This is a genomic window from Patiriisocius sp., from assembly GCF_051252435.1.
Classification (GTDB): Bacteria; Bacteroidota; Bacteroidia; order Flavobacteriales; family Flavobacteriaceae; genus Patiriisocius.
The window spans coordinates 373,815-397,914 of the sequence record NZ_JBPOFW010000004.1; the positions used below are offsets into that span (position 1 = coordinate 373,815).

A 24,100-nucleotide genomic window follows, 5' to 3' on the forward strand; every position below is an offset into this window, starting at 1 on the left:
CAGCTCTTTGAAAATAGATTATATCCAATTGTAGAAGTTAGTAGTAGCTATACGATATAGAAAATAAGATTACAATTGCTTTTTGAAACTTTCAAAATCACCTTCGGTAGTAATGGGGTTTTCGTTGTATTGCAATGTCCAGCCCATGCTATTGGTCAAAATATAGATTTTTTGTAATTCTGAAATGAGCCTATTTTCAGCATTGCTCTTTAATCCTGAAGCTTCAATCTTTTTTCTTAAAGAGGCGTTGATTCTGTTTTTGATTTTATTATAATCTTCCCCGTCAAATGGATTTAAATAATCTGCCTGCACATCATAAAAATCTATATCTGGGTTGATTTTTAATTCTGGTTCGGGGATTTTTACAATCGTTACCGTTTTTGTTTCAGGGTCAACGGTAGTTTCAATCTTACTTAAATCGTACGAAATTGATGCCTCAGCATTGACAATGACCAATGCCTTTTTTTGAGTGTCCACCAACCCCATGAGTAAAGATTTTGAATCCTTGTAACTAAAAACTTGCGAGTAACTACCTTCAGTGACGACAAGTTTTCCCACATTCCTTAATTGTTTTTGAATGAGTGCCGTACTTTCGGTGAGTTGTTCTCTTGTGTCTTTTTGGTGTTCGCAATAGCGCAGTCCAAACACGATAAAAAGGCAGAGAACTATTCCGAAGAAAATATTACGCATATTTTTATTCAATTTATGGGCACTTAAAAGCACCACGTTTCAGTAAAGATAAAAAGAAAAAAGACGGCTGCGCTACAAGATGTATGACATAGGACTAAAAAAAACAAAAAGACCTTTAAATCAAGGATAATTTAGCACCAACAAATTAGTCTTACGTTTTGAGTCTTTTCAAAAAACAACTAATTATAAGTCGTATTTCACCACAAACATCACAATTCTAGGCAATACAAAATACTCACTTGTGGTATTGAATTGTTCTGTAAAACTATCATTATTTATAGACCCCGTGTCTAATAAATTTGTTCCTTTAATTGAAAACTCCCAAGGGCTTTCTCCTTTTTGATAGTACAGATCTGCATCAAAAAATGAATATCTATTTTCAACAGTATTCATATCATTCGAGTAGTCATAAAAATCCCAGGTTGCACTGAGTTGAAAATCCTTTAAAAAAGTAATATCCACATTTGCATACGGACGTTGGGTGGTAAATTTTTGCGTTCGGCCACCATTGTCATAATCATTCATTATCAAACGGTATCCCACTTCAAAATTTGGGTAATCTCTAAAATTGGTCTGTACGCTGGCACGATAATTTTGTGTGAAACTCTTACTTTCAGTAATAGATTGATTGATGTTATTGAAGGTGTTATTAACTAAAATATTTGCGTTTAAAGCAAACTGCAACTTTTTAATACGTTTGCTGAATCTTCCAAAAACCGAAATCGTTTCATCTGGAAAATTACTGTCAAAATTAACGGGAGTGCTCTCTTGACTAATTCCTGTAAGCTTCGTGTTTTGTTTAATGGCGTCTATACTTCTTGTGTAATTAATATTTCCGGAGACATTTGTATAGTTAAATAAATTAAAGCTGAAATACGTTAAATTATACGTATGCGCTAATGAATTTTCAAGGTCTCTATTTCCGCGGAAAAGACGGTTATAATTGTTAAATACATACCCTCTCGCATAATCATTTATGTCGCTATAATTAGCGCTTATGCTATAATTAAACCGAAGACTTTCACTCTTTTTGATATCCCAAATTACATTTAAATCTGGAAAAACGTTTACATCATTTTGAGAAACCTCGCTACCCAATTGTTCATTTTTCAAACTATAATTATGTAGCGTCACCCCAGGCGTCAATGTAAATTGTCCTGTTTTTAATTTATAATGCAAACCCAAAAACAAATCACTAAACGTATAAGCAACATCGTTATTAAAGTCTGAATCTTCAAAATCATTTCTAGTTTCATCATCCAGAATTTGGAAAATACTAGAATCAAATTGTTGCTTACTGTACGTCGTTCCCAACGTGACATTTACATTACTCACATTGTTCAACACATAATAGTAATCTACTTTTCCGTCAAACTTATTGCTCAGCACATTTTTTAGTTGATTGATACTAAATCTATCTGCATTCATCAACGGATCAAAGGTGTCTAACGAACTATTTATTGTGTCATTTATAGTTGTAAACACCCCTCTAAAAGGCACCATATCTTGCGTTGCATTATAAAAAGGGTCTTCATCTTGATACAAATATTGTCCTTGCGCTGCAAAGATATTCTTGTCATTTAGCGTATAATAGGCGTTAAAATTTTGATTGATTGAAAACGGTGTATTCTCCTTTTGTTGCGATATATCATTGGGAATTTGCATTACGGTTGAAATGGTATTCGCGTCTTCAGTCTGTTTTGAACCCTTCGCTAGAATATCATAATCCAATTGAAAATCTGCGTTGGGTTTGTACTTGGTGCTCAACTTAACCATCCCAAGCTGATTACGCGTATCGCTCACATCGTTTGTGTTCTCAATTGTCCCCAATTGTATGTATTCTCTTATAGAATTTGTAACCGTATTTGTTTTATTGTCAGACAGGATTGCGAAGCCGCTTAAATCTAATTTCGGGTTGAAAGCATAGCTGAAATTTGCCGCGATAAATTTTGCTTCAATCTCATTGGCCCTATCGTTTTGGGTGGTCGTAAAACCAAGGTCACTCTCCCTAATATTAAAATTAGTTCCACCGCCCCGATTAAAATTTCTGAAACCTCCTGTAAAACTAAAATAGTCCCGAAACGTAAATGGAACTTCGCCTATATTATTAAAATCGGTAATGATGTTGATACTGTATTTAGGACTGTAATAAAACAATTTTGGATGTACCAAATAGCGACCACCGTCATCATCAAAATCTGAACCCAAGCCAGCGCCTGCAGTTACCTCACCAAACCAAAATGCCTTTTTACCCTCTTTGAGTTTAATGTTGATGGCAATATTATCTTGATCATTTCCAAGACCTCTCATTTGGTCCACTTCATTATAATTACGAAGGACCTCCACTTTATCAACGGCATCTGCCGGAATATTTTTGGTTGCCAATTTAGAATCTCCATCAAAAAAGTCCTTTCCTTCCACCATTACTTTATTAACCGTCTTACCTTCAATTTGTATTTCGCCATCGTCGTTTACCTCAACTCCCGGGAGTTTTTTCATTACATCTCCAAGCTTCCTTTCTTCGCCATTGGTAAAGGAATCTGCATTATAAATAATGGTATCGCCTCTTACGGTTACGGGCATTTCATAAATCAACTCCACATCATCGAGTGCGGCAGATTGTTGTTTTAAAATAAAATCGAAGGTTTGATTATCAGAATTTTCAGGAATATCCAGCACTTTTTCAGCATTTTGATAACCTAGAAAACTCGCTCTTAATAAATAGGTATTTCCTTTTGGGAGGTCTAATTGATAGCGCCCTTCATAATTTGTAATGGCATAACTTTCAATCTCACCGCTTTCTTGTATCGTAGCAATTACATTTGCAAGCTCGAGTGGATTGCCTATGCTATCTTTTATGGTGCCGCGCAGTTTTATGCTTTGTGCTGAAGCAATTATTCCGCAGAACATTACAGCAATTAGGAATATTCTTTTCATATTTTTTGATTGGGTTTAAAATTAAAAATGCGCTACTATTAGACTTAAAAGTTAACTGTAGCGCAGTTTTTCTAAAAAGAGTAAACTATCCTCTTCCTCCACGGCCTCCTCTGCCGCGAAAATTCTCACGCATTTCATCTGTTTTTTCTTTAACGATTTTTCTGTATTCTTCTCTTGTTACCTCTTTTCCTTTTGTGGGTGCTTCAATTTTATCTGCCTCTTTTGGGTTCATTACTATTTTTGAACAAAGCAATGTGGTTCTATAGACATTCAATTCTAAGATTAATCCCGGTAAACCAGAATATTCTCCCGGCCCTTGCCCCACAGGAACTTGTGGCGTGTACCATGCTGTTACTAAAACTTCCTTAGGCACTTCAATATTATCCATTGGATCGTCACTTTCTTCTTTAGTTGCTACTTCATCTCCTGATTTCCCGGGCTCCCCAGATTTTCCATCAGTTCCCAAAATACCATTCTTACCTTTTTTACCATCCTCACCGTCTTTACCATTTTTTGCATCTCTTTTTGGGCGTGCCATGGAGTAATCATTTGGATCCACTTTTTTTATTGCAGTCGCTTTGAAGGCAACATATTGGCCAATTTGTTTTGACTCTTTTTCTAGTTTCCAGTCTAATGATGGAACGCTATCTGTCACCAAAAACTCTTTTCCGAAGAACTCATTTTCCTCGACCATCCTCTTCGTCTCAATATTTTTATATTGGGCGCCTGGCGTATAGCTGCTCATCATCATGGCAAATGGACCGCCACTTTGCCCTGCTTCTAGCTTTACTTCTTCTTTATAAATACTCTCTTTGTTATTGAACGTGAGGATGTAGGTTTTCTCGAGATAGCTTTTCATCATTTCCATGACGCGCTTTTTCATATCTTCATTCATCTCTCTTCCGCCACCAAAGGCATCTGGATCAACAGTTGTTTTTGACTCGTAGAATGCTTGTCCGCTAATATTTTGAGCAAAAGATACAGCCGTAAAAAGTAGGGCTGCCAATATTGAATACATTTTCATAATGTGAAATTTTGTTTATATGTAACAAAGTTACGGTTTTGTTACAAACCCCTTTGACAATTGTTATGCCGAAAGGTTTAAAATCCTCCAAAATCTATTTCATTAATACAGCGTGAACGCATATTAAATTTTATTTTCTGAAATTTCAATTACATCAACCTCCTATTTTTATTGAAAAACTATTTCCATCTTTTTTCTTGCTCGAAGTTTTAAACTGTTCCATCATTTCCTCATTCTTCTTTTTTTCAATTTCATCAAATTCGGCTTGATTTACTTTTTTACCTTTTGTGGGTGGTTGAATATTGATTTCTTCTTTCGGGTTCAATATTATTTTTGAACATAAAATAGTCTGATCGCCATCGTTGATTTCTAAAACGAGGCCTGGCAATCCCCAAAAATCGCTCGGCCCATGTTGCAAGGGAATACTTAGCGTGTACCATGCGGTGGTCACGCGGTCTTTTTTGATGGTCTCTGTTTCCATTGTTTCAGAAGAAAAAGATTGTTCCTCCACTTCTTCGGTTAGTGTGGCTTTAAAACAAAGATAATCGCCAATATTCTTGGTTTCTTTTTCAAGTTTCCAAGCAGGTTTTACGAGTGTATCTTCAATTAAAAATGGTTTATCCATAATTTCGGAAGCTCTTGTAAAGGTTTGTGTCTTTGTATTCTTATAGAGCACATCGCTACCTCCGCTAAGTCTTATAATTATTCCTCCCGCTTGCGGTGCTTGTGGTTTTTCTAGAGATTCAACTTCTTCGTACAAGGATTCGGTGTTGTTGAATTTAAGTGTAAACTCTTTCTGAAATTGTTTCCGTAATTGCGCTTGGATTGATTTTGTCATTTCGTCATCCATACCGCCATTATCATCTTCCATTTTTAAATCGACTTGGCGGTCTGTTTTGTACGTGGCGATTCCTTCAATGGATTGGGCAATCATGCTTGTAATTCCTAATGAAATTGTAATCAATAGCGTAATTATTGTTTTCATGATAGTTGGTTTTGAGAGTTAAATATAAGAATATCAAGCTAATGACGATTTAAATAATTTAATGTTACGTTGGGATTTGTACATCAACAACTGGCACACTTTTCGTATCTTGCCTCTCATGGCGAGATACGTATTTCTTTTCTTATTTCTGGTACATTTCAGCAATGCACAAACGCTCACTGAAGTTGAGAAAACTCCTTTAAAAGTTGATTCTTTTATAGGTTTTGACTCTTACAATGCGCTGTATTTCACTAAAGGAATGGTGCTCCATAAAAAAGCAGCGGCTCAAAATTTTCAGTTTACTGACTTCCAATTGGGAGCCATCACGAGTGTTGATATCATCAATCCTTTAAATGTTGTAGTTTTTTATAGCGGAACAAATACCGCCGTTTTGTTAGATAACAGACTCAACGAAATTGAGCGCATAGAGTTCAACAATCTCCCCCAATTTTTAAACATAAGCGCAGCGACAAATGCCGGCGGAAATCGTCTTTGGATTTTCAATATCGATAGCCAACAAGTAGAACTGTACAATTATAGGACAGGAAGAAGTCAGGTAATTTCGCAGCCTATTACGGCTAATGTTGTTTCGGTTACCAGCAATTTTAATTACTGTTACGTGTTGACCGAAAAGAAACTACGTGTGTATAATATTTTTGGTGGTATTGTTTCTGAAATTCCAATTTCAGAAGCATCAAAAATTGTTCAGCAAAATGAAAATTATATGGTGTTGAAAAATAACGAGCTCAACTTTTTTAAACAAAACAATGCTGAACCTTTGCAATTAAAAACCTCCAACATATCTATAAAAGACTTGCAGTTGAGCCAAGATTTCTTGTATATTTATGATCGCGAATTTTTGTACAAATTCGACTTCAAACAACCAAAGAGATAACCACATGCACGTTGCCATCGCAGGAAATATAGGTTCAGGAAAAACTACTTTAACTCGCTTACTAGCAAAACACTATAAATGGAAACCTCATTACGAAGATGTAGAGGACAATCCATATTTAGATGATTTTTATAACCAGATGGAACGATGGTCTTTTAATCTTCAAATCTATTTTTTGAATAGTAGATTTCGTCAAATTCTGGACATTCGCGAGAGTGGTGAAAAAATTATTCAAGATAGAACGATTTATGAAGATGCGTATATTTTTGCTCCTAACTTACATGCAATGGGGTTGATGACAAATCGTGATTTTAAAAACTATAAATCACTCTTTGATTTAATGGAAAGCGTAACGGAAGGTCCAGACCTTTTAATTTATTTGCGCAGTTCTATCCCTAATCTTGTAAAGCAAATCCACAAACGCGGGCGTGAATATGAAAACTCAATCAGTATTGATTATTTGAGTAGATTGAACGAACGCTACGAAGCTTGGATTCACGATTATGACAAGGGAAATCTTATTATTCTAGACGTTGACGATTTAGATTTTGTGGATAATCAAGAACATTTGGGACAGGTAATCAATAAGATTGATGCTGAAATTAATGGGCTCTTTTAAACAAAAAACTCAATAGCCAAACCGCCTAAAGGCGGTTTTTTTATGCAAAATAGTCATCAAATCTTAACATTTTAAAAACATAGTAACGCCTTAAGAAACACGATTTTTGCCAGTAAAGAACTAAATCTCTATTTTCTAAAAATAGAATTAATCAGTTTAATGAAATATCCGCCGCGCGGGCAATTACATGGCATCACTATACAATAACAAATATTATCATCGCGATCTTTCTTGGCTTAGGTTTAATCACCGAGTGCTACAAGAAGCAGCAGACACAAGAAATCCGCTATACGAAAGGATTAAATTTTTAGCGATTTTTTCTTCCAATCTCGATGAGTTTTTCCGTGTACGTGTGAGCGATATTCGACAAATTCGTAAGATTGAAAAGCCACTTAGAAAACGTTTAATTTCCAAGCCCAATAAAGTACTTAAAGAAATCAAAGTGCAAGTGGATATCCAACAGCAGGAATTTGGGCGCATATTTACTTCGGAAATTATACCAGCATTAAAAAAGGAGAATATCCATTTAATAAATGCCAGCCAATTTACAACGACACAGAAACTAGTTGCCCATAATTATTTTGAGGAAACTTTAAAGCCAAAACTCGAAATCAAGGAATATAACGCGCATAAAAAAGATATTGCCTTTGTAAAAAACGAAGCACTCTATCTTGCCGCCTTAACGGAAGAGGGGATGGTACAACTCGTTGAAATACCTGACGACGTACCTCGGTTTTTTACATTTCCGCAGCAAAACGGAAAACACTACATCACTTTTGTCGATGACATTTTAAAATACAGTTTGCGCCAAACACCCAAAGGCGAAAAGAATTTAGAATTTTTTGAAATCAAAAAATCCAGAGATGCTGAACTTTATATCGAAGATGAATTTTCAGGAAACCTAAAAGATAAAATAGAAAACTCCCTAGACCGAAGAGAAACCGGAGAAGCAACGAGGGTGCTTATCGACCAAAAAATGCCGCTGGAATTTCAAAAGATTTTGAACAACATTCTGGATGTTACAAATACCGATGTCGTTAAAGGAGGGCCGTATCATAACTTTAAGGATTTTTTCGGGTTTCCAAATCCTACTTCCAAAAAATTGAGCAACGAAGAGTTGCCCCCATTACCGCACTCGATGCTCGCTAATTACGATTCTATTTTCAAAGCCATTGATGCAAAGGACCAATTATTACATTACCCCTACCATTCGTTTGAGCCGGTAATTAGACTCATGGAAGAAGCTGCCGTGGATGAACACGTAGTTGATATTAGAATTACAATCTATCGCGCCGCAAAAAAATCGAGATTGAATGACGCAATCCGATTAGCCGCTGCAAACGGAAAGAGAGTAACCGTATTTATTGAAGTGAAAGCTCGATTTGACGAAAAGAACAATTTAAAATGGGGAAAAATATTTGAGGAAAATGGCGCGAATGTAATTTACAGTTATCCCGATATTAAAGTACACAGTAAAATAATGCTCATCACACGTGAAGTAGATGGAGAACGCATACGCTATGCCTACATTGCAACAGGTAATTTCAATGAAAAAACGGCTACCTTATATACAGATTTTGGATTGATGACATCCAATAAAAAAATAGCCAAAGAAATCAAAAAGGTATTTTTAGTTTTAGACAGAACTATCATTGTTCCCAAAACTAAACGCATTTTAGTTTCACCATTTACAACACGTGTACATTTCACTGAACTTGTAAACAATGAAATAGCGTATGCACGGGCAGGAAATGGCGGTTCAATCACATTAAAAATGAACAGCTTGCAAGACAAGGGAATGATTAAACTCTTATACAGAGCAAGTACTGCGGGCGTAAAGGTTAGATTGCTCATACGCGGAATGTGTTCACTAATTCCAGGTATCAAGGGACAAAGTGAAAATATTACAGTTACATCGGTTATTGATAGATTTTTGGAGCACGGTCGTGTTTATATTTTTGGAAATAGTGGCGACCATGAAATTTACATTGGCTCTGCAGACTGGATGACCCGCAATTTAAATCACCGTATTGAAGTTGTTACGCCCATCTATGACGCAGACCACAAAAAAACAATTAGAGATTTAGTTGAAATCCAATTGAATGACTCCATAAAAGCAAGAGTTATTGACCGGGCGCAAACTAATAAATATGTGGCAGAAGATGATAAGAAAATTCAATCGCAGTTAGCTACTTACGAATATGTGAAGGAGCATTTGAGTAATTAGAAGTTTGTTATATATCAAACAATAAACCCATTTTCTCTCGCATGAAACTCAGCGTGTTCGCTACTTTCAACCAATAGTACGGGTGTTGATTTATAGTTTTTAAACAATCCTTTAATGCGCAACATTTTTGCTTTGTGCTTTACGCTGCGCAGATAAATTGCTTTGATTCTATTAGGGTGATTTTGGGAAATTTCAATATAAATATCCGCGTCGTGCTCACCGCTATCACCAATTAAGATGAACTGTTGCTGTGGATACATTTTTAATAATTGAATGATTTCTTTTTGCTTCTGAGGTTTTTCATCAATAGCTTTCTTTCCGAAGAAATTACTCAACGTACGCAATAATATGGGTCCCTTCGGAAATGAGTTCTTCATTAAAAATACTTCTAAATACCGGTATAAATTCCATGGACTGTGGCTTACGTAATATACAGGATTCGCTTTTTTACCATCACTGCCTCGGTGTAGTTTGTAGTAAAATTCGGCAGCACCTTTTAACGGACTTCTGCGTTCGGCTCTTTTAAAAAGCGTGTTTACAATCAAACGCCATTTAAATTTAGAAACCACTCCCGTGTGCAAAATAGTATCATCAATATCACTTATAATTCCGAATTCCGAAGTTGTACTCGGCACCAACATTTCACCGGGAAATTTATTATCGTGATTTATTTTCCTTCCACGAATTTCATTTTCATATCTAATTTCATAATGCAACCAACCTTCGTCATTAATCAAAGAAGAAAGATCCTCAACATCCACCGAAATTTTGTAGTACCCATTTTTATCTGTGGTGGTATAAAAAATACGCCCGTCTGCGAGTGTAATTCTAAGTTTGGTATGTTTTATCTCATCGGTTTCAAAACGTTTATATGTGTTGATTAAAAGACTCCACAAGCTTTTCTTCGACAAGTCTATAGCTTCATCTTCTATGGCGCGACCAATTGCATAAAAATGGGTATTCGTTCCATAGGTTTGGAAAGCAATTATCTGAAGTGGGTCTTTTTTAAAGAGGCTCATGGTTGTTTCATATTTCCGCAGAAAAAGATACCAATATCCATAAAAAACCCCGCCGACTTGGCAGGGTTTTAACAAATATATTTTTGTGACTAAACTTAGTTCTCAACAGTTACGTCCACATTTTTTAAAGCTGCGATTTGTTCTCTCACTTCAGCTTCAGTACCCGTAAAAGTTTTCACTTCTTTAGTCGTTTTTCCGTTTTCAGTAGTTTCAATAATTACGTTTGCGGTAGTTATATCATTTTCAACGCTCATCTCTACCATCACATCTCTAGATGCTCTGGTTGGAGCAATACTTATTGATTCTTCTGCTGAAATTTCTGTTTGATTACCATCAGCGTCAATCATGATCATTTCGGTAGACATTAAACCTTCATCGCTAGCGTGACCACCTAAGATAGGTGCAATTACAAGACCGATAAGACACGTCAACTTAATCAAAATGTTCATCGATGGACCCGATGTATCTTTAAATGGATCACCCACAGTATCACCAGTTACAGACGCTTTGTGAGCTTCTGAACCTTTGTATGTCATTTCTCCATTAATCATTACACCCGCTTCAAACGATTTTTTAGCATTGTCCCAAGCACCACCAGCATTGTTTTGGAATATAGCCCAAAGCACACCACTTACAGTAACACCTGCCATATAACCACCTAACATTTCGGCGATAGCCAACCTGTCCATTCCAAATAATAATGGAACAAAAGCAATCACTAATGGGAAACCAATGGTTAAAAGACCCGGCAACATCATTTCTTTTAAAGATGCTTCAGTCGAAATTGCCACACATTTATCATATTGTGGTTTTCCAGTACCTTCCATAATTCCAGGAATTTCTCTAAACTGGCGACGTACTTCTTCTACCATTTCCATTGCTGCTTTTCCTACTGCGTTCATCGCAAGTGCAGAAAATACTACAGGTACCATTCCACCAACAAAAAGCATTGCCAACACTGGCGCTTTAAAGATGTTAATTCCGTCAATTCCTGTAAACGTTACATACGCAGCAAATAATGCTAAAGATGTTAATGCCGCAGAGGCAATTGCAAATCCTTTTCCAGTTGCAGCCGTTGTGTTACCAACAGAGTCTAAAATATCAGTTCTTTCACGTACGATAGGTTCTTGTTCGCTCATTTCAGCAATACCACCAGCGTTATCACTAATAGGTCCAAAAGCGTCAATTGCTAATTGCATAGCCGTAGTTGCCATCATTGCTGATGCTGCTAAAGCTACTCCGTAGAATCCTGCAAATGCATACGATGCCCAAATAGCACCTGCAAATAAAAGTACAGAAGGGAATGTAGAAATCATACCTGTTGCTAAACCTGCAATAATGTTTGTTCCGGCTCCTGTTGAAGATTGTTGTACAATTTTAAGGATTGGTTTTTTACCTAATCCAGTATAATATTCTGTTACTGCTGAAATTACTCCACCTACAATAAGTCCAACTAAAGTAGCATAGAATACACGCATTGAAGATATTTCTTGTAATCCTTCACCAAAGAATTCCATATTCATGGTTTCTGGTAACATCCACTTACAAAGACCAAAACATGCCGCAGCAACTAAAATGATTGAAGTGATATTTCCTTTGTTCAAAGCAGCCATTACTTGACTTTCCTTTGCATCATTGCTGTTAATTTTTACGAGCATCGTTCCAATTATTGAAATGATAATCCCAACACCAGCAATTGCCATTGGCAATAAGATAGGTCCAATTCCTCCAAAGGCATCAGTAATACTTCCACCCATATCTTTAATTACATAGTTACCAAGCACCATGGCAGCCAAAACTGTTGCTACGTAAGAACCAAATAAATCGGCACCCATACCGGCAACATCTCCTACATTATCTCCCACGTTATCTGCAATTGTAGCAGGGTTACGAGGATCATCTTCTGGAATTCCTGCCTCTACTTTACCTACAAGGTCAGCACCTACATCGGCTGCTTTTGTGTAGATACCACCACCTACTCTCGCAAACAATGCGATAGATTCAGCTCCAAGAGAGAATCCAGCAAGTGTTTCAAGAACAATGGTCATATCTAATGTATTTGTCCAAACACCGCCCATAAAGAAGTGAAAGAAAAAGATAAAGAAAGCTGTCAATCCAAGTACCGCAAGACCTGCAACACCAAGACCCATTACAGTACCACCACCAAAAGATATTTTCAATGCTTTTGGTAAGCTCGTACGTGCCGCTTGCGTTGTTCTTACATTTGTTTTAGTCGCGATTTTCATTCCTATGTTTCCAGCAAAAGCTGAAAATACAGCACCAAAAATAAATGCAATAACGATTAGATAGCTTGTCGTTGGAACGAAGTACGCTACCACTGCAAGTAAAACACTTACTACTACAACAAATATAGCTAGCAAGCGATATTCAGCATTTAAGAATGCAAGCGCACCTTCATAAATGTGATCACTAATTTCTTTCATTTTACCATCGCCGGCATCTTGTTTCAATACCCACGATTGCTTGATAAACATGTAGATCAAGCCTAAAATTGCCAATACGATTGGCACGTAAATCATCATTGATTCCATAGTACTATTTTGGTTTATTATTCAGCCTGCAAAAGTATCAAAATAAACGACATTGCAAAAGCCCCGCTAATAACTAATTAACAGGGCTTTATCTTATTTTTATTCTGAAATTTCTAAATCACAAAATTTCCTTTTGCTTTATGTTCGCTGTTTTCATAACGTTTCACACATTTATAAAAAATTTCGTACGCTTCATTCGCATCTCCCCAACCACCAACATCTACTTTCTTTTTTTCAAGGTCTTTATATACTTGAAAAAAATGAGTGATTTCTTTTATTCTATGCGGATTCAAATCTGCTAGGTCATTGTAGCTATTCCAAATAGGGTCTGTCACTGGAACACATATTATTTTCTCATCGGGTCCTTTTTCATCGGCCATGTGAAAAACACCTATGGGCTTTACTTCCATAACACAGTTTGGAAACGTAGGTTCTGTACCCATTACCAATACATCTAATGGATCGCCATCAAGCGCTAAAGTTTCTGGTATAAAACCATAATCCCCTGGATACATCATTGACGAAAAGAGCATGCGGTCAAAACGTATTTTCTTTAAATCAAAATCGTATTCATATTTGTTTCGGCTACCTTTTGGTATCTCTATTAAAACATCAAAAGTTATCTTTTTTGAAGGTGTCATATATTTTTTATTTCTGAAATATTAAATCTTTTATCACATTTCCGTAGAAAATGACCTTTTTTTCGGGGTGCAAAAATACTGAAATTTGAAGCGTTGACGACTGAAGATTTATTTTTTATTTTACTTAGAGTTCCCCTACTTTCAAAGGAGGGGTATTTCAGCTTTGCTGAAGCGGGGTGGTTCGGCAAATTTTGACAATGCGCATCAATGATATGACTCATTCACAAATTCGAAAATAAAATATTTAAGAGATTATTTTACACACAGAGAATTTCGCTAACCCTTCCGAACAGCAAGGCTGCCCACCTTCCCTTTGGAAGGGAAGGAGCTTTTACAATCTTCTTCGAAACTATTTATTTTAAAAATCAAATCCAAATACGCCGGTCACACCATATTTACGTGCTCCTGGATTTTCAACCTCGTTGAGATAGTTTCCACGAACGTTGAAATCGATGCGGAATATTTTAAAAATATTACCAATACCTATACTGTATTCATAATACGGCTGCGTGGGTGCTTGGTAAATAATATTTGAACGATTGATGTCAATATTTGATTGGCTAATGTTACCAATCACCGTTCTAAACCCGATGACCTCTCTCAAATTTAAATCCCGAATCCACGGGATACGCTGGAATATTCGACCCCCAAAATTGTGCTGCAAGTGTAGAGATGCATATTCATCACTTACAAATTCGTAAAAATCAAGTTGCGAGAATGTATTATAAATACTGAATAACGTCTGGTTTCCAGGGATTGGATTCAGTAAACTAAGGTTGACATCTCCAAAGGTTTTACCTAGTTCAATTGTGGAAGTCAATCTACCCAAACCACCAATATTCCAAGGCTGCGTGTACAACCCTTGTAATCGCTTGTATTCAAAATCACCACCTAAAACATCTTTAAGTCCATAAGTGTACCCTAAATAAATATTGGCAAAATCGCCACTGTTTATCACCGTGCGCTCCACGCCATAGCCTGAAGTTTTACGTTTGGGGGTATAAAATAATCCAAGTTCAATTTCGGGCTGACTTACATCTGATGCTATCGTTCCATCTTCAGATAAATAGTCGATTGAAAAAGTATCAGTCGCAGAACTTAATGTTCTATACGAACCTGTGAGTCTTAGATTTACATTTTTAGCTGGCTCTACTGAAAATCCTACGGTCGCTAATTTAATTCGCGTCAACCTGTCGTTTGCACCAACGGTTATAAGAGATGAAGAGGCTAAATTTCGGCCCAAAACATCGGTTGTTGTGGTTAAACTTGCGCCTGTTTGCTCAACGTCTTTTCTAAAACCACCATAAGCAGTCAGTCTCGTTTTTCTGTCTAAAAGTACTTTTCCAGAAAGCCCGTATTTAAAACGCTGATCTCTGAAACCATACGCCCCAAAACCTTCAAACCTCCATAAATCATTTTGTGAAAAATAAGTCCGTCCGCCCAATCGAAGTCTAAAACCTTCGGCTTCGTTAAAGCCCACAATGCTAAAAACGGGGCCAATATCAAAATTATCAACCTCATAATATCCCGAAGCCAATACCGAACCTATACTATATAGTGCTTTAAATCGAGGAACTGTTTTCAACGTATCGAGCATTTTATAGACGCTCTTTTCGTCTTTGTTCAACTCTTCCATCCGTCTTTCTTCCCAAAATTCATCGGGTCGATTATAGACTTCATATTGATAAGGATCAATTTGATTTTTGTAAAACTTTTTATCCTTTGGAATGTCAAAAGTATAATCATCGTAAAGGGTTGTTCTTCTTCCGTAGATACCTTTTGCATCTTCTTTATCCCTTAAACTGAAATCACTCATAAAATAATCACGAGTAATCAAAAAGATAGAATCGTTTAATACATCAAATTCCTGCTCTATGTAAACCTCTCTAATCCAGTTTACATTGGCACTTTTTGAAGCTTGAAGATTGATTTCTTTAATCGCCCAAGTAGAATCGTTTACCCAAAAATCTCCTTTAAACGTGAGTTCGTTTTTACGTCGCGGATAGTAGACAATATTGTAACACCACTTATCTCCACGATAGGCACTATCAAGTAAAACATAATTATATACGTCAATTCCTGTACGAGATAATGGACTTGTAAATGCTTTGTCAAAAAACTTTAAATAGTTGTCGTACACATCATAGTCGCTATACAAATCTTTCAAAAAGGCGATGAGCGTATTATTATTTTCAAATCCAGAGGCTTTGTTTCCTTCAAGGATTTCTTTCTCCTCATTTATGAGGTTATCGCCATATACTTTGGAAAATGCTTCATTAATAAAGATGGGGAGGTACGTATTTCCTGTAATATTTGAAGTATCCACCTCTTCGAAGATAAATTCCATCCCTTTGAAAATCCGATTTTTAATCAAAGTACTATCGATTGTGTTTAAATCAAATTCAAGCTTTTCGTACTTGTCATAAGCGTATTGGTTGAATTTTTTAACTCCGTTTTCTCTTCGGTTTTCCCAGATTTTACGGAGGATATCGATGGCAGGATTGTTCTTTTTGGATTGTTTTCCGCTAAAGAGAACTACTTCGTCAAGCGCCGCAGCTTCTTGATCTAGTACGACTTCCATTTTATAATTGGAACGAGCTTCAAGGGTTACTTCTTTAGTTACAAAACCAACAAAGGAAAATACAACCGTCGTATATTTCTCATCACTCTCAAGATAAAAGCGCCCATCTTCGTTTGAGATAGTGCCTTCATAAGAGTCTTTAAAAACAACATTGGCGAAAGGAACCGGAGCTCCATCAGTATCTTTAATGACACCACTTACCTTTGTCTGCGAGTAAATCACAGCCGAAATAAATAAAAATAAAATTGTAATTAATTGCTTCATAAAATAGGTATGGCGAACTCAGCAGTTCGCCATTGCAAATAAATGGTATTGTTTTCGGTTTTATCGTAAAGAAATCTTAAAACTTACGTTACAAACCATAACTCTTTTAATCCTTGTACATTACTTTTTTCACTGCTTTTACCACATCGTCACTATTGGGAATCCATTCTTTCAACAAGGCTGGAGAATAGGGCGCTGGAGTATCTGCTGTATTAATTTTTACGATGGGCGCATCAAGATAATCAAAGGCCTGGCTTTGTACTTGGTATGTAATTTCGGTAGCTACGTTTCCAAAAGGCCAGGCTTCTTCAAGAATGACTAATCTGTTTGTCTTTTTAACCGATTCTAATATCGCATCGTGGTCCATGGGGCGAACGGTACGAAGATCAATAATTTCGCACTCGATGCCTTCTTTTTCTAATTCTTCGGCAGCTTTGTATGCTTCTTTGATAATCTTCCCAAATGAAACAATGGTTACGTCTTTTCCTTTTCGTTTGATTTCGGCTACGCCTAAAGGAATTAAGTATTCTCCCTCTGGCACTTCGCCTTTATCGCCGTACATCTGCTCGCTCTCCATAAAAATCACTGGGTCGTTATCTCTAATGGCGCTTTTCAACAATCCTTTTGCATCAGCAGGATTTGAAGGTACAACCACTTTTAGACCGGGAGTATTTGCAAACCAGTTTTCAAAAGCCTGTGAGTGCGTTGCCGCTAGCTGTCCAGCACTTGCCGTTGGACCTCTAAAAACGATAGGGCAGTTAAATTGGCCACCGCTCATTTGTCTAATTTTCGCCGCGTTATTGATAATCTGGTCAATACCAACCAAAGAGAAGTTGAACGTCATATATTCAACGATGGGACGATTTCCGTTCATCGCACTACCTATGGCAATCCCAGCAAAACCAAGCTCTGCAATTGGTGTATCAATAACACGCTTAGCACCAAACTCATCCAGCATTCCTTTACTCGCCTTGTACGCTCCGTTATATTCAGCAACTTCTTCGCCCATTAAATAAATAGACTCGTCCTTGCGCATTTCTTCGCTCATTGCTTCACAAATGGCCTCTCTAAATTGTAGTGTTTTCATCTTCAGTGCCCGCTTATAAGGGGATTTTAATTAATCTTAATAGTTGCATTTCAGCAAAACCGAAATTTCAACAATACTTTAATCACTTCGGAAATTTTAAGGGTGTGAAAAATTTCCGAAGAACAAAAATAGTATTATTTAACCGTACTCGATACCTCTTAATCAAAATTTTAAATTAGATCAAAAACCAAACATTCATCAAAAAAATACTATGCATGCATAGTAAATCAAAGTTTTATTCATTATCTTTGTTATCCAATTTTTCGGGATATACTATTTCCGAAGAAAATTCAAAGTAAATCAAAGGAAGTTTAATTAAAATTTATCCTGCTCACGCAGGACATTTATATGAAAATATTAGTTTGTATCAGTCATGTACCTGACACTACTTCAAAGATAAATTTCACAGATGGTGATACAAAATTTGACACTGCCGGTGTTAATTTTGTTATCAACCCAAACGATGAGTTTGGCTTAACTCGTGCCATGTGGTTCAAAGAAAAACAAGGTGCAAGTGTGCACGTTGTAAATGTGGGAGGACCAGAAACCGAACCTACGTTACGCAAAGCTTTAGCTATTGGTGCTGATGAAGCCATTAGAGTGAACACTCCGGCTACCGACGGCTATAGTGTAGCAAAGCAACTTGCAAATGTTGTAAAAGAAGGGGGTTACGATTTAGTGATTGGCGGTCGTGAGTCTATTGATTACAATGGAGGGATGGTTCCAGGAATGCTTGCTAAAATGGTTGATGCTAATTTTGTAAACACATGTATTAGTTTAGAAGTTGAAGGAACAAATGCAACTGCTATTAGAGAAATTGACGGCGGAAAAGAAACAATAAGTACCACGCTTCCATTAGTAGTGGGTGGTCAAAAAGGTCTTGTTGAGGAAAGCGACCTTCGCATCCCTAACATGCGTGGAATCATGCAGGCACGTAGCAAGCCTTTACATGTTAAAGAAGCGGTAGATGCTAACGCTGAAACAAATACAGTTGTATTTGAAAAGCCAGCGCCAAAAGGTGCTGTAAAGTTAGTGGACAATGTAGATGACCTTATCAATTTACTACACAACGAAGCAAAAGTAATCTAGGAATAAATTATAGTGGGTAGAATTATTTTTCTCCCTCTGGGAGAAATGTCGAAGACAATGAGGGCTGCCCAGTCACATAATAAAATATAATATAATGAGCGTATTAGTATATACAGAATCTGAAAACGGTTCATTCAAAAAAACAGCGTTAGAGGTTGTCTCTTACGCAAAAGCAATTGCTGAAAGTATGGGAACTTCTGTTACAGCTGTTTCTGTTAATGGAGGCGATGCGTCACAATTAGGAACGTATGGTGCTGACAAAGTGTTAGAAGTTTCAAACGATAAATTGAACAATTTTAACGCAGAAGCGTATGCCGATGTTATTGCACAAGCAGCAAAGGCAGAAGGCTCGCAAGTGGTTGTTCTTTCACAGAGTGCTAATGCAAAATTTATGGCACCTTTAGTAGCTGTAAATCTAGAAGCTGGCTACGTGCCAAATGTAGTGAGCGCTCCAGAAAGCACATCTCCATTTAAGGTTAAGCACAGCGTATTTACAAATAAAGCTTTTTCGGTAACCGAAATTTCCACAGCCATTAAAGTTGTTGGACTTGGTAAAAATGCTTTCGGATTAAAAGAAAATAGTAGCGCAGCAGCTGCCGAAGCTTTTAGCCCATCATTATCTGACGACGACTTTTCAACAAAAGTAGTTTCAGTAGATAAAGCAACAGACAAGGTAACAATCGCTGATGCCGAAATAGTTGTGTCGGCAGGTCGTGGATTAAAAGGTCCTGAAAACTGGGGGATGATTGAGGAGCTAGCTGATATTCTAGGAGCAGCAACTGCTTGTTCAAAGCCGGTGAGCGACATGGGTTGGAGACCCCACGGAGAGCACGTAGGGCAAACAGGAAAACCTGTAGCATCAAATTTATACATCGCTATTGGGATAAGTGGAGCCATCCAGCACCTTGCTGGAATCAACGCTTCAAAAACAAAAGTGGTCATCAATACAGATCCAGAAGCTCCTTTCTTTAAAGCAGCAGATTACGGTATCGTTGGAGATGCTTTTGAGATTATCCCACAGCTCAACGAAAAATTGAAAGTTTTTAAAGCACAAAACGCATAATTTTTATTAATTTGTGCCTTTCAAAAAAGGCTGTTTAAATACGGACAACCTCCTGTTTAAACAGCCTTTTTTCAGTTCGCACTACTGCGCTCTGCCACTGAATATTTCACACTAAAAATGAGTTTAGTTCGATTAAACATTAAAGGAATCTCTTACAGCCAAACACAAAATGGCGCTTACGCGCTCATTTTGAGCGAAGTGGACGGAGACCGAAAACTCCCAATCGTAATTGGTGCGTTTGAAGCCCAATCCATCGCCATTGCACTCGAAAAAGAAATCATGCCACCACGCCCTTTGACACATGATTTGTTTAAAAACTTTGCAGACCGCTATGAAATTGTTGTAAAACAGGTCATCATTCACAAACTCGTTGACGGGGTTTTTTACTCCAGCATCATTTGCGAAAGGGATGGCATAGAGGAAATTATTGACGCAAGAACAAGTGATGCCATCGCATTGGCACTTCGGTTTAAGGCGCCCATTTTTACATATAAGGGTATTCTTGATACCGCAGGGATTTATCTTAAAACGGGTAAGAAAAAGAAAGACAAAGAGGATGTTGACAAAGATGCCGTGATTGAAGAATTGCTGTTTGACGACGACAAAGAATCATTGAGCACTGCGACAAATGATTACAAAAACACGACGCTAAAAGATTTAAAATCGCTTTTGGCAGAAGCGGTTGCCAACGAAGACTACGAAAGTGCCGCAAGAATAAGAGATGAGATCTCAAAGCGGTAATAAACACCCAATCAATTTTTTATGAAGTATTTATTGAGTTTTGTAATCCTCCTTTTTTTCTTCGGAAATGTGACCGGGCAAACGATTGAAAAGAAATGGAATTTTGAAAGTGTGACTTCGGAAAATGGGACTTCGGTTTTTGAAATCACTCCAAATCAAGATTTTTTGAATCTAGACAACGGAACTTTCAACTATAAAATTTCAGCAAACAATTTAAAAGCTTCGGGAGATTATATCTATCAAAATAATTTATTGGTTTTCTTTTTTAACCAACCCAACGACACTACACGCAGATTTAGAGTAACCCAGCTTAATGACACTGCTCTTTCATTAACTGAAAACAACAACACATATAAATTTACGACACCCATTGCCACGACAGCAAACGAGTTGACTTCACTTGAAGTTTCCGAAGAAAATGGAAGCGCTAATGGGGAAGCTGATACTTTTATTCCCTCACAAGGATTTTCGTTTAATAGTTTTTGGAGAGGTGCTTTAGGGATGATTTCTCTTATCTTTATTGCATTCCTTTTTAGCGCAAATAAAAAAGCAATAAGCTGGCGTACTGTAATTCTTGGGCTCGCATTTCAATTGGTTATCGCAATCGGGGTGTTAAAAGTACCATTCATTCAAAGCATTTTTGAAGCTATTGGAAAGGTTTTCATCAATATTTTAGATTTCACCAGAGCCGGGAGTAAGTTTTTATTTGAAGGGCTCGTTGTTGATATGGATACCTTTGGATTTATTTTTGCATTTCAAGTACTGCCCACGATTATTTTCTTTTCGGCATTAACATCGGTTTTATTCTATTTAGGGATTATCCAAAAAGTAGTAAAAGCCTTTGGGTGGTTATTGTCAAAAGTACTGCGAATTTCAGGAGCTGAAAGTTTAAGTGTTGCTGGAAATATATTCCTCGGTCAAACCGAAGCACCTCTTTTAATAAAAGCGTATTTAGAAAAAATGACCAAAAGCGAAATGCTTTTAGTAATGATTGGCGGTATGGCAACCGTAGCAGGAGCGGTACTTGCGGCTTATATTGGTTTTCTTGGTGGCGACGACCCAGCATTGCGATTGGTCTTTGCAAAACACTTATTGGCAGCATCTGTAATGGCAGCACCGGGCGCGATAGTAATTTCAAAAATACTCTATCCACAAACTGAGGAAGTCAACACAGATGTTACGGTATCTTCAGATAAAATAGGTTCAAACATCCTCGATGCCATTGCAAATGGAACTACCGAAGGACTAAGACTTGCAGTAAATGTGGGTGCAATGCTTTTGGTATTTGTGGCTTTTATTGCCATGTTCAATGGCATTATTGGCTATTTGGGCGATATTACGAGTGTCAATGAATGGATGGTAGCAAACACTCAATACCCAACCCTTTCTCTCGAAGCCATTTTAGGCACCATTTTCGCTCCTCTGATGTGGCTCATTGGTGTGGCTAGCGAAGATAAAATGATGATGGGACAACTCCTTGGAATCAAACTTGCCGCCAGCGAATTTGTAGGCTATATTCAGCTTGCTGAATTGAAAAACCTTAACAATGAAATGCACTTAAATTATGAAAAATCTGTAATCATGGCAACGTACATGTTATGTGGATTTGCAAACTTTGCCTCTATTGGAATTCAAATTGGTGGCATTGGTTCACTAGCACCAGGACAAAGAAAAGTCCTTTCAAAATTTGGAATGAGAGCATTGCTTGGAGGCTCTATCGCTTCGCTAATTTCAGCAGCGATTGCAGGGATGATAATTGGTTAATTGGAGAGCTTTTATTTTCGTCCACTCATTGTGAAATAAAACAAAATCATCTCAATGGATGTAATATTTCCGAAGAGAAAAGAATAAAATTTAAGACTTCACTACAGTTTTAGCCCAATCAATGGCATCTTCCACGGTTTTAAAAAAACTAAAAGAACCTTCAAATAATTGTTGTTCGCGCATCGTCTCTTTTCTAACCTCTTGATCTTCACTCACTATAGCAATCCCAACTAAAACTTTAGTATTAATTTCTTTATAAACATTGGGGTCAACATTTGAAGAAAAGGCCCTATTCGAGATAAAAACATAAGGTCTTTTTTTATAGTGGTTATCTGCAAATCCAAGAATTTCCTTTGCTAAATCTGTTGTAATCTCTTTAGACTTAAGAGTAAAAACCAAATAAGAATCATAACATTCTATTGTAAAATTGTTGGTTTTTAATGAATTTGAATTTTGTTTCATAAAACGAATTTAAAATAAAACACCCAAATATTAAATTAATAGTTAATAACTTATTTAAAACCGCTTCCTCGAAAATTTTATCCCTCCAAGCCCGTTAATTAAATTTACCATTCAAAATAGATTTAAGATGAAGCAATATCACGACCTTATAAAACACGTAGTTGAACACGGAGCCCAAAAACATGACCGCACTGGTACAGGAACAAAAAGTGTGTTTGGTTACCAAATGCGTTTTGATTTGAGTGAAGGTTTTCCAATGGTCACAACAAAAAAACTACATTTAAAATCTATTATTTACGAGCTTTTATGGTTTTTAAATGGAGACACAAATATTAAATATTTGCAAGAAAACGGCGTGCGTATCTGGAACGAATGGGCAGACGAAAAAGGAGATTTAGGACCTGTTTATGGCCATCAATGGCGCAATTGGAATAGCGAAGAAATTGACCAGATTTCTGAAATCATCAAAACTCTAAAAACAAATCCAGACAGTCGCAGGATGTTAGTTAGTGCCTGGAACCCGAGTGTAATGCCAAATACTTCGGTTTCATTTTCAGAGAATGTTGCTAATGGTAAAGCAGCACTCCCACCCTGCCATGCATTTTTCCAATTTTATGTGGCTAACGGAAAGCTTTCCTGTCAATTATATCAACGAAGTGCAGATATCTTTTTGGGTGTTCCTTTTAACATAGCATCGTATGCTCTTTTTACAATGATGATGGCGCAAGTTTGTGGCTATGAGGCTGGAGATTTTATCCACACCTTTGGGGATGCCCATATTTACAACAATCACATGGAACAAATTGAACTTCAATTGTCCCGGGAACCAAGACCTTTACCGAAAATGTTGCTTAATCCAAAAGTAAAAGATATTTTTGGCTTTAAATTTGATGATTTTACGTTAATTGATTATAATCCGCATCCGCACATTAAAGGTGCTGTTGCCATTTAAACCCAAATATTGCTTATGAAAAATTTATTCCTACTTGCTTTTGTGCTCATTTCTGCAACAACGTTTGCGCAAGACGACCCAGAATGGGGTACCATGAAAAACAACACACTTACCATGAAAGAAATTGCGCCAGTTTGGCCTGGATGTTCTGGAAGTGAGTCTGAAAAAGATAAGTGTTTTAATCAAAAACTAACACAACACATTGTGAAGAATTTTAAATACCCAATGGATGAGTATAAGAAAAACATTCAAGGGCGTGTAGTGGTTGATTTTGTAATCAATGAACAAGGTAACGTTGAAGTTAAAAATGTAACCGGCGGTAACAAAGGACTTCAAGATGCTGCTCGAGCAAATATTGAAAAGATACCTACCCTTCAACCAGGAATGATGGGTGGAAAACCAAGAGCCATTAAAATGAGCGTTCCTTTTAATTTCAAGACAAACAAATAGATTACACAACATAAAAAACTTATAAGGTATGTAGATGATTATCACATTTACATACCTT

General features: G+C 36.9%; 19 protein-coding genes. 9 read left to right on the forward strand and 10 right to left on the reverse strand.

Annotation, left to right across the window (positions count from 1 at the left end; genetic code table 11):
* Positions 1 to 69: 69 nt before the first annotated feature.
* From ACSHW7_RS11350 to ACSHW7_RS11365, 4 genes are all read right to left on the reverse strand, one after another.
* Positions 70 to 690, reverse strand: a complete 621-nt coding sequence (locus ACSHW7_RS11350) for a DUF4230 domain-containing protein (RefSeq protein WP_435679465.1) — start codon at positions 688 to 690, stop codon at positions 70 to 72.
* Between the two features lie 183 nt (positions 691 to 873).
* Entirely contained in the window at positions 874 to 3,627 is a 2,754-nt protein-coding gene (locus ACSHW7_RS11355; protein ID WP_435679466.1) for a carboxypeptidase regulatory-like domain-containing protein, read from the reverse strand.
* 85 nt (positions 3,628 to 3,712) lie between these two features.
* Complete coding sequence (locus ACSHW7_RS11360) at positions 3,713 to 4,651, reverse strand: GLPGLI family protein (RefSeq protein ID WP_435679467.1); 939 nt, start codon at positions 4,649 to 4,651, stop codon at positions 3,713 to 3,715.
* A 154-nt stretch (positions 4,652 to 4,805) separates the two neighbouring features.
* On the reverse strand, positions 4,806 to 5,636 hold the full coding sequence (locus ACSHW7_RS11365) for a GLPGLI family protein (RefSeq protein WP_435679468.1): 831 nt from the start codon (positions 5,634 to 5,636) through the stop codon (positions 4,806 to 4,808).
* Between the two features lie 118 nt (positions 5,637 to 5,754).
* On the opposite strand from ACSHW7_RS11365, the gene ACSHW7_RS11370 reads away from it, so the two are divergent.
* The 3 genes from ACSHW7_RS11370 (at position 5,755) to ppk1 (ending at position 9,377) form a co-directional block, all read left to right on the forward strand.
* On the forward strand, positions 5,755 to 6,531 hold the full coding sequence (locus ACSHW7_RS11370) for a hypothetical protein (protein WP_435679469.1): 777 nt from the start codon (positions 5,755 to 5,757) through the stop codon (positions 6,529 to 6,531).
* 4 nt (positions 6,532 to 6,535) lie between these two features.
* Positions 6,536 to 7,150, forward strand: coding sequence for a deoxynucleoside kinase (locus ACSHW7_RS11375; RefSeq protein ID WP_435679470.1), 615 nt, complete (start codon positions 6,536 to 6,538; stop codon positions 7,148 to 7,150).
* A 187-nt stretch (positions 7,151 to 7,337) separates the two neighbouring features.
* On the forward strand, positions 7,338 to 9,377 hold the full coding sequence (gene ppk1, locus ACSHW7_RS11380; RefSeq protein WP_435679471.1) for a polyphosphate kinase 1: 2,040 nt from the start codon (positions 7,338 to 7,340) through the stop codon (positions 9,375 to 9,377).
* A 14-nt stretch (positions 9,378 to 9,391) separates the two neighbouring features.
* Here the strand turns inward: ppk1 and ACSHW7_RS11385 are convergent, their stop codons facing one another.
* From ACSHW7_RS11385 to ACSHW7_RS11405, 5 genes are all read right to left on the reverse strand, one after another.
* On the reverse strand, positions 9,392 to 10,396 hold the full coding sequence (locus ACSHW7_RS11385) for an App1 family protein (protein WP_435679472.1): 1,005 nt from the start codon (positions 10,394 to 10,396) through the stop codon (positions 9,392 to 9,394).
* 95 nt (positions 10,397 to 10,491) lie between these two features.
* On the reverse strand, positions 10,492 to 12,948 hold the full coding sequence (locus ACSHW7_RS11390; protein WP_435679473.1) for a sodium-translocating pyrophosphatase: 2,457 nt from the start codon (positions 12,946 to 12,948) through the stop codon (positions 10,492 to 10,494).
* A gap of 113 nt (positions 12,949 to 13,061) precedes the next feature.
* On the reverse strand, positions 13,062 to 13,589 hold the full coding sequence (locus ACSHW7_RS11395; RefSeq protein WP_435679474.1) for an inorganic diphosphatase: 528 nt from the start codon (positions 13,587 to 13,589) through the stop codon (positions 13,062 to 13,064).
* Positions 13,590 to 13,947: 358 nt separating this feature from the next.
* Entirely contained in the window at positions 13,948 to 16,434 is a 2,487-nt protein-coding gene (locus tag ACSHW7_RS11400; protein WP_435679475.1) for a DUF5686 family protein, read from the reverse strand.
* A gap of 106 nt (positions 16,435 to 16,540) precedes the next feature.
* Entirely contained in the window at positions 16,541 to 17,521 is a 981-nt protein-coding gene (locus ACSHW7_RS11405; protein ID WP_435679476.1) for a pyruvate dehydrogenase complex E1 component subunit beta, read from the reverse strand.
* 348 nt (positions 17,522 to 17,869) lie between these two features.
* Here ACSHW7_RS11405 and ACSHW7_RS11410 point away from each other — a divergent pair, with 348 nt between their 5' ends.
* The 4 genes from ACSHW7_RS11410 (at position 17,870) to ACSHW7_RS11425 (ending at position 22,178) form a co-directional block, all read left to right on the forward strand.
* Entirely contained in the window at positions 17,870 to 18,610 is a 741-nt protein-coding gene (locus ACSHW7_RS11410) for an electron transfer flavoprotein subunit beta/FixA family protein (protein WP_435679477.1), read from the forward strand.
* Positions 18,611 to 18,704: 94 nt separating this feature from the next.
* On the forward strand, positions 18,705 to 19,673 hold the full coding sequence (locus ACSHW7_RS11415) for an electron transfer flavoprotein subunit alpha/FixB family protein (RefSeq protein ID WP_435679478.1): 969 nt from the start codon (positions 18,705 to 18,707) through the stop codon (positions 19,671 to 19,673).
* Between the two features lie 117 nt (positions 19,674 to 19,790).
* Complete coding sequence (locus ACSHW7_RS11420; protein WP_435679479.1) at positions 19,791 to 20,414, forward strand: bifunctional nuclease domain-containing protein; 624 nt, start codon at positions 19,791 to 19,793, stop codon at positions 20,412 to 20,414.
* A 21-nt stretch (positions 20,415 to 20,435) separates the two neighbouring features.
* Entirely contained in the window at positions 20,436 to 22,178 is a 1,743-nt protein-coding gene (locus ACSHW7_RS11425) for a NupC/NupG family nucleoside CNT transporter (protein WP_435679480.1), read from the forward strand.
* 90 nt (positions 22,179 to 22,268) lie between these two features.
* On the opposite strand, the gene ACSHW7_RS11430 is transcribed toward ACSHW7_RS11425, so the two are convergent.
* On the reverse strand, positions 22,269 to 22,640 hold the full coding sequence (locus ACSHW7_RS11430; RefSeq protein ID WP_435679481.1) for a thymidylate synthase: 372 nt from the start codon (positions 22,638 to 22,640) through the stop codon (positions 22,269 to 22,271).
* Between the two features lie 127 nt (positions 22,641 to 22,767).
* On the opposite strand from ACSHW7_RS11430, the gene ACSHW7_RS11435 reads away from it, so the two are divergent.
* Both ACSHW7_RS11435 and ACSHW7_RS11440 read left to right on the forward strand, forming a co-directional pair.
* Positions 22,768 to 23,592, forward strand: coding sequence for a thymidylate synthase (locus ACSHW7_RS11435; RefSeq protein WP_435679482.1), 825 nt, complete (start codon positions 22,768 to 22,770; stop codon positions 23,590 to 23,592).
* 15 nt (positions 23,593 to 23,607) lie between these two features.
* Positions 23,608 to 24,042, forward strand: coding sequence for an energy transducer TonB (locus ACSHW7_RS11440; RefSeq protein WP_435679483.1), 435 nt, complete (start codon positions 23,608 to 23,610; stop codon positions 24,040 to 24,042).
* Positions 24,043 to 24,100: the final 58 nt, after the last annotated feature.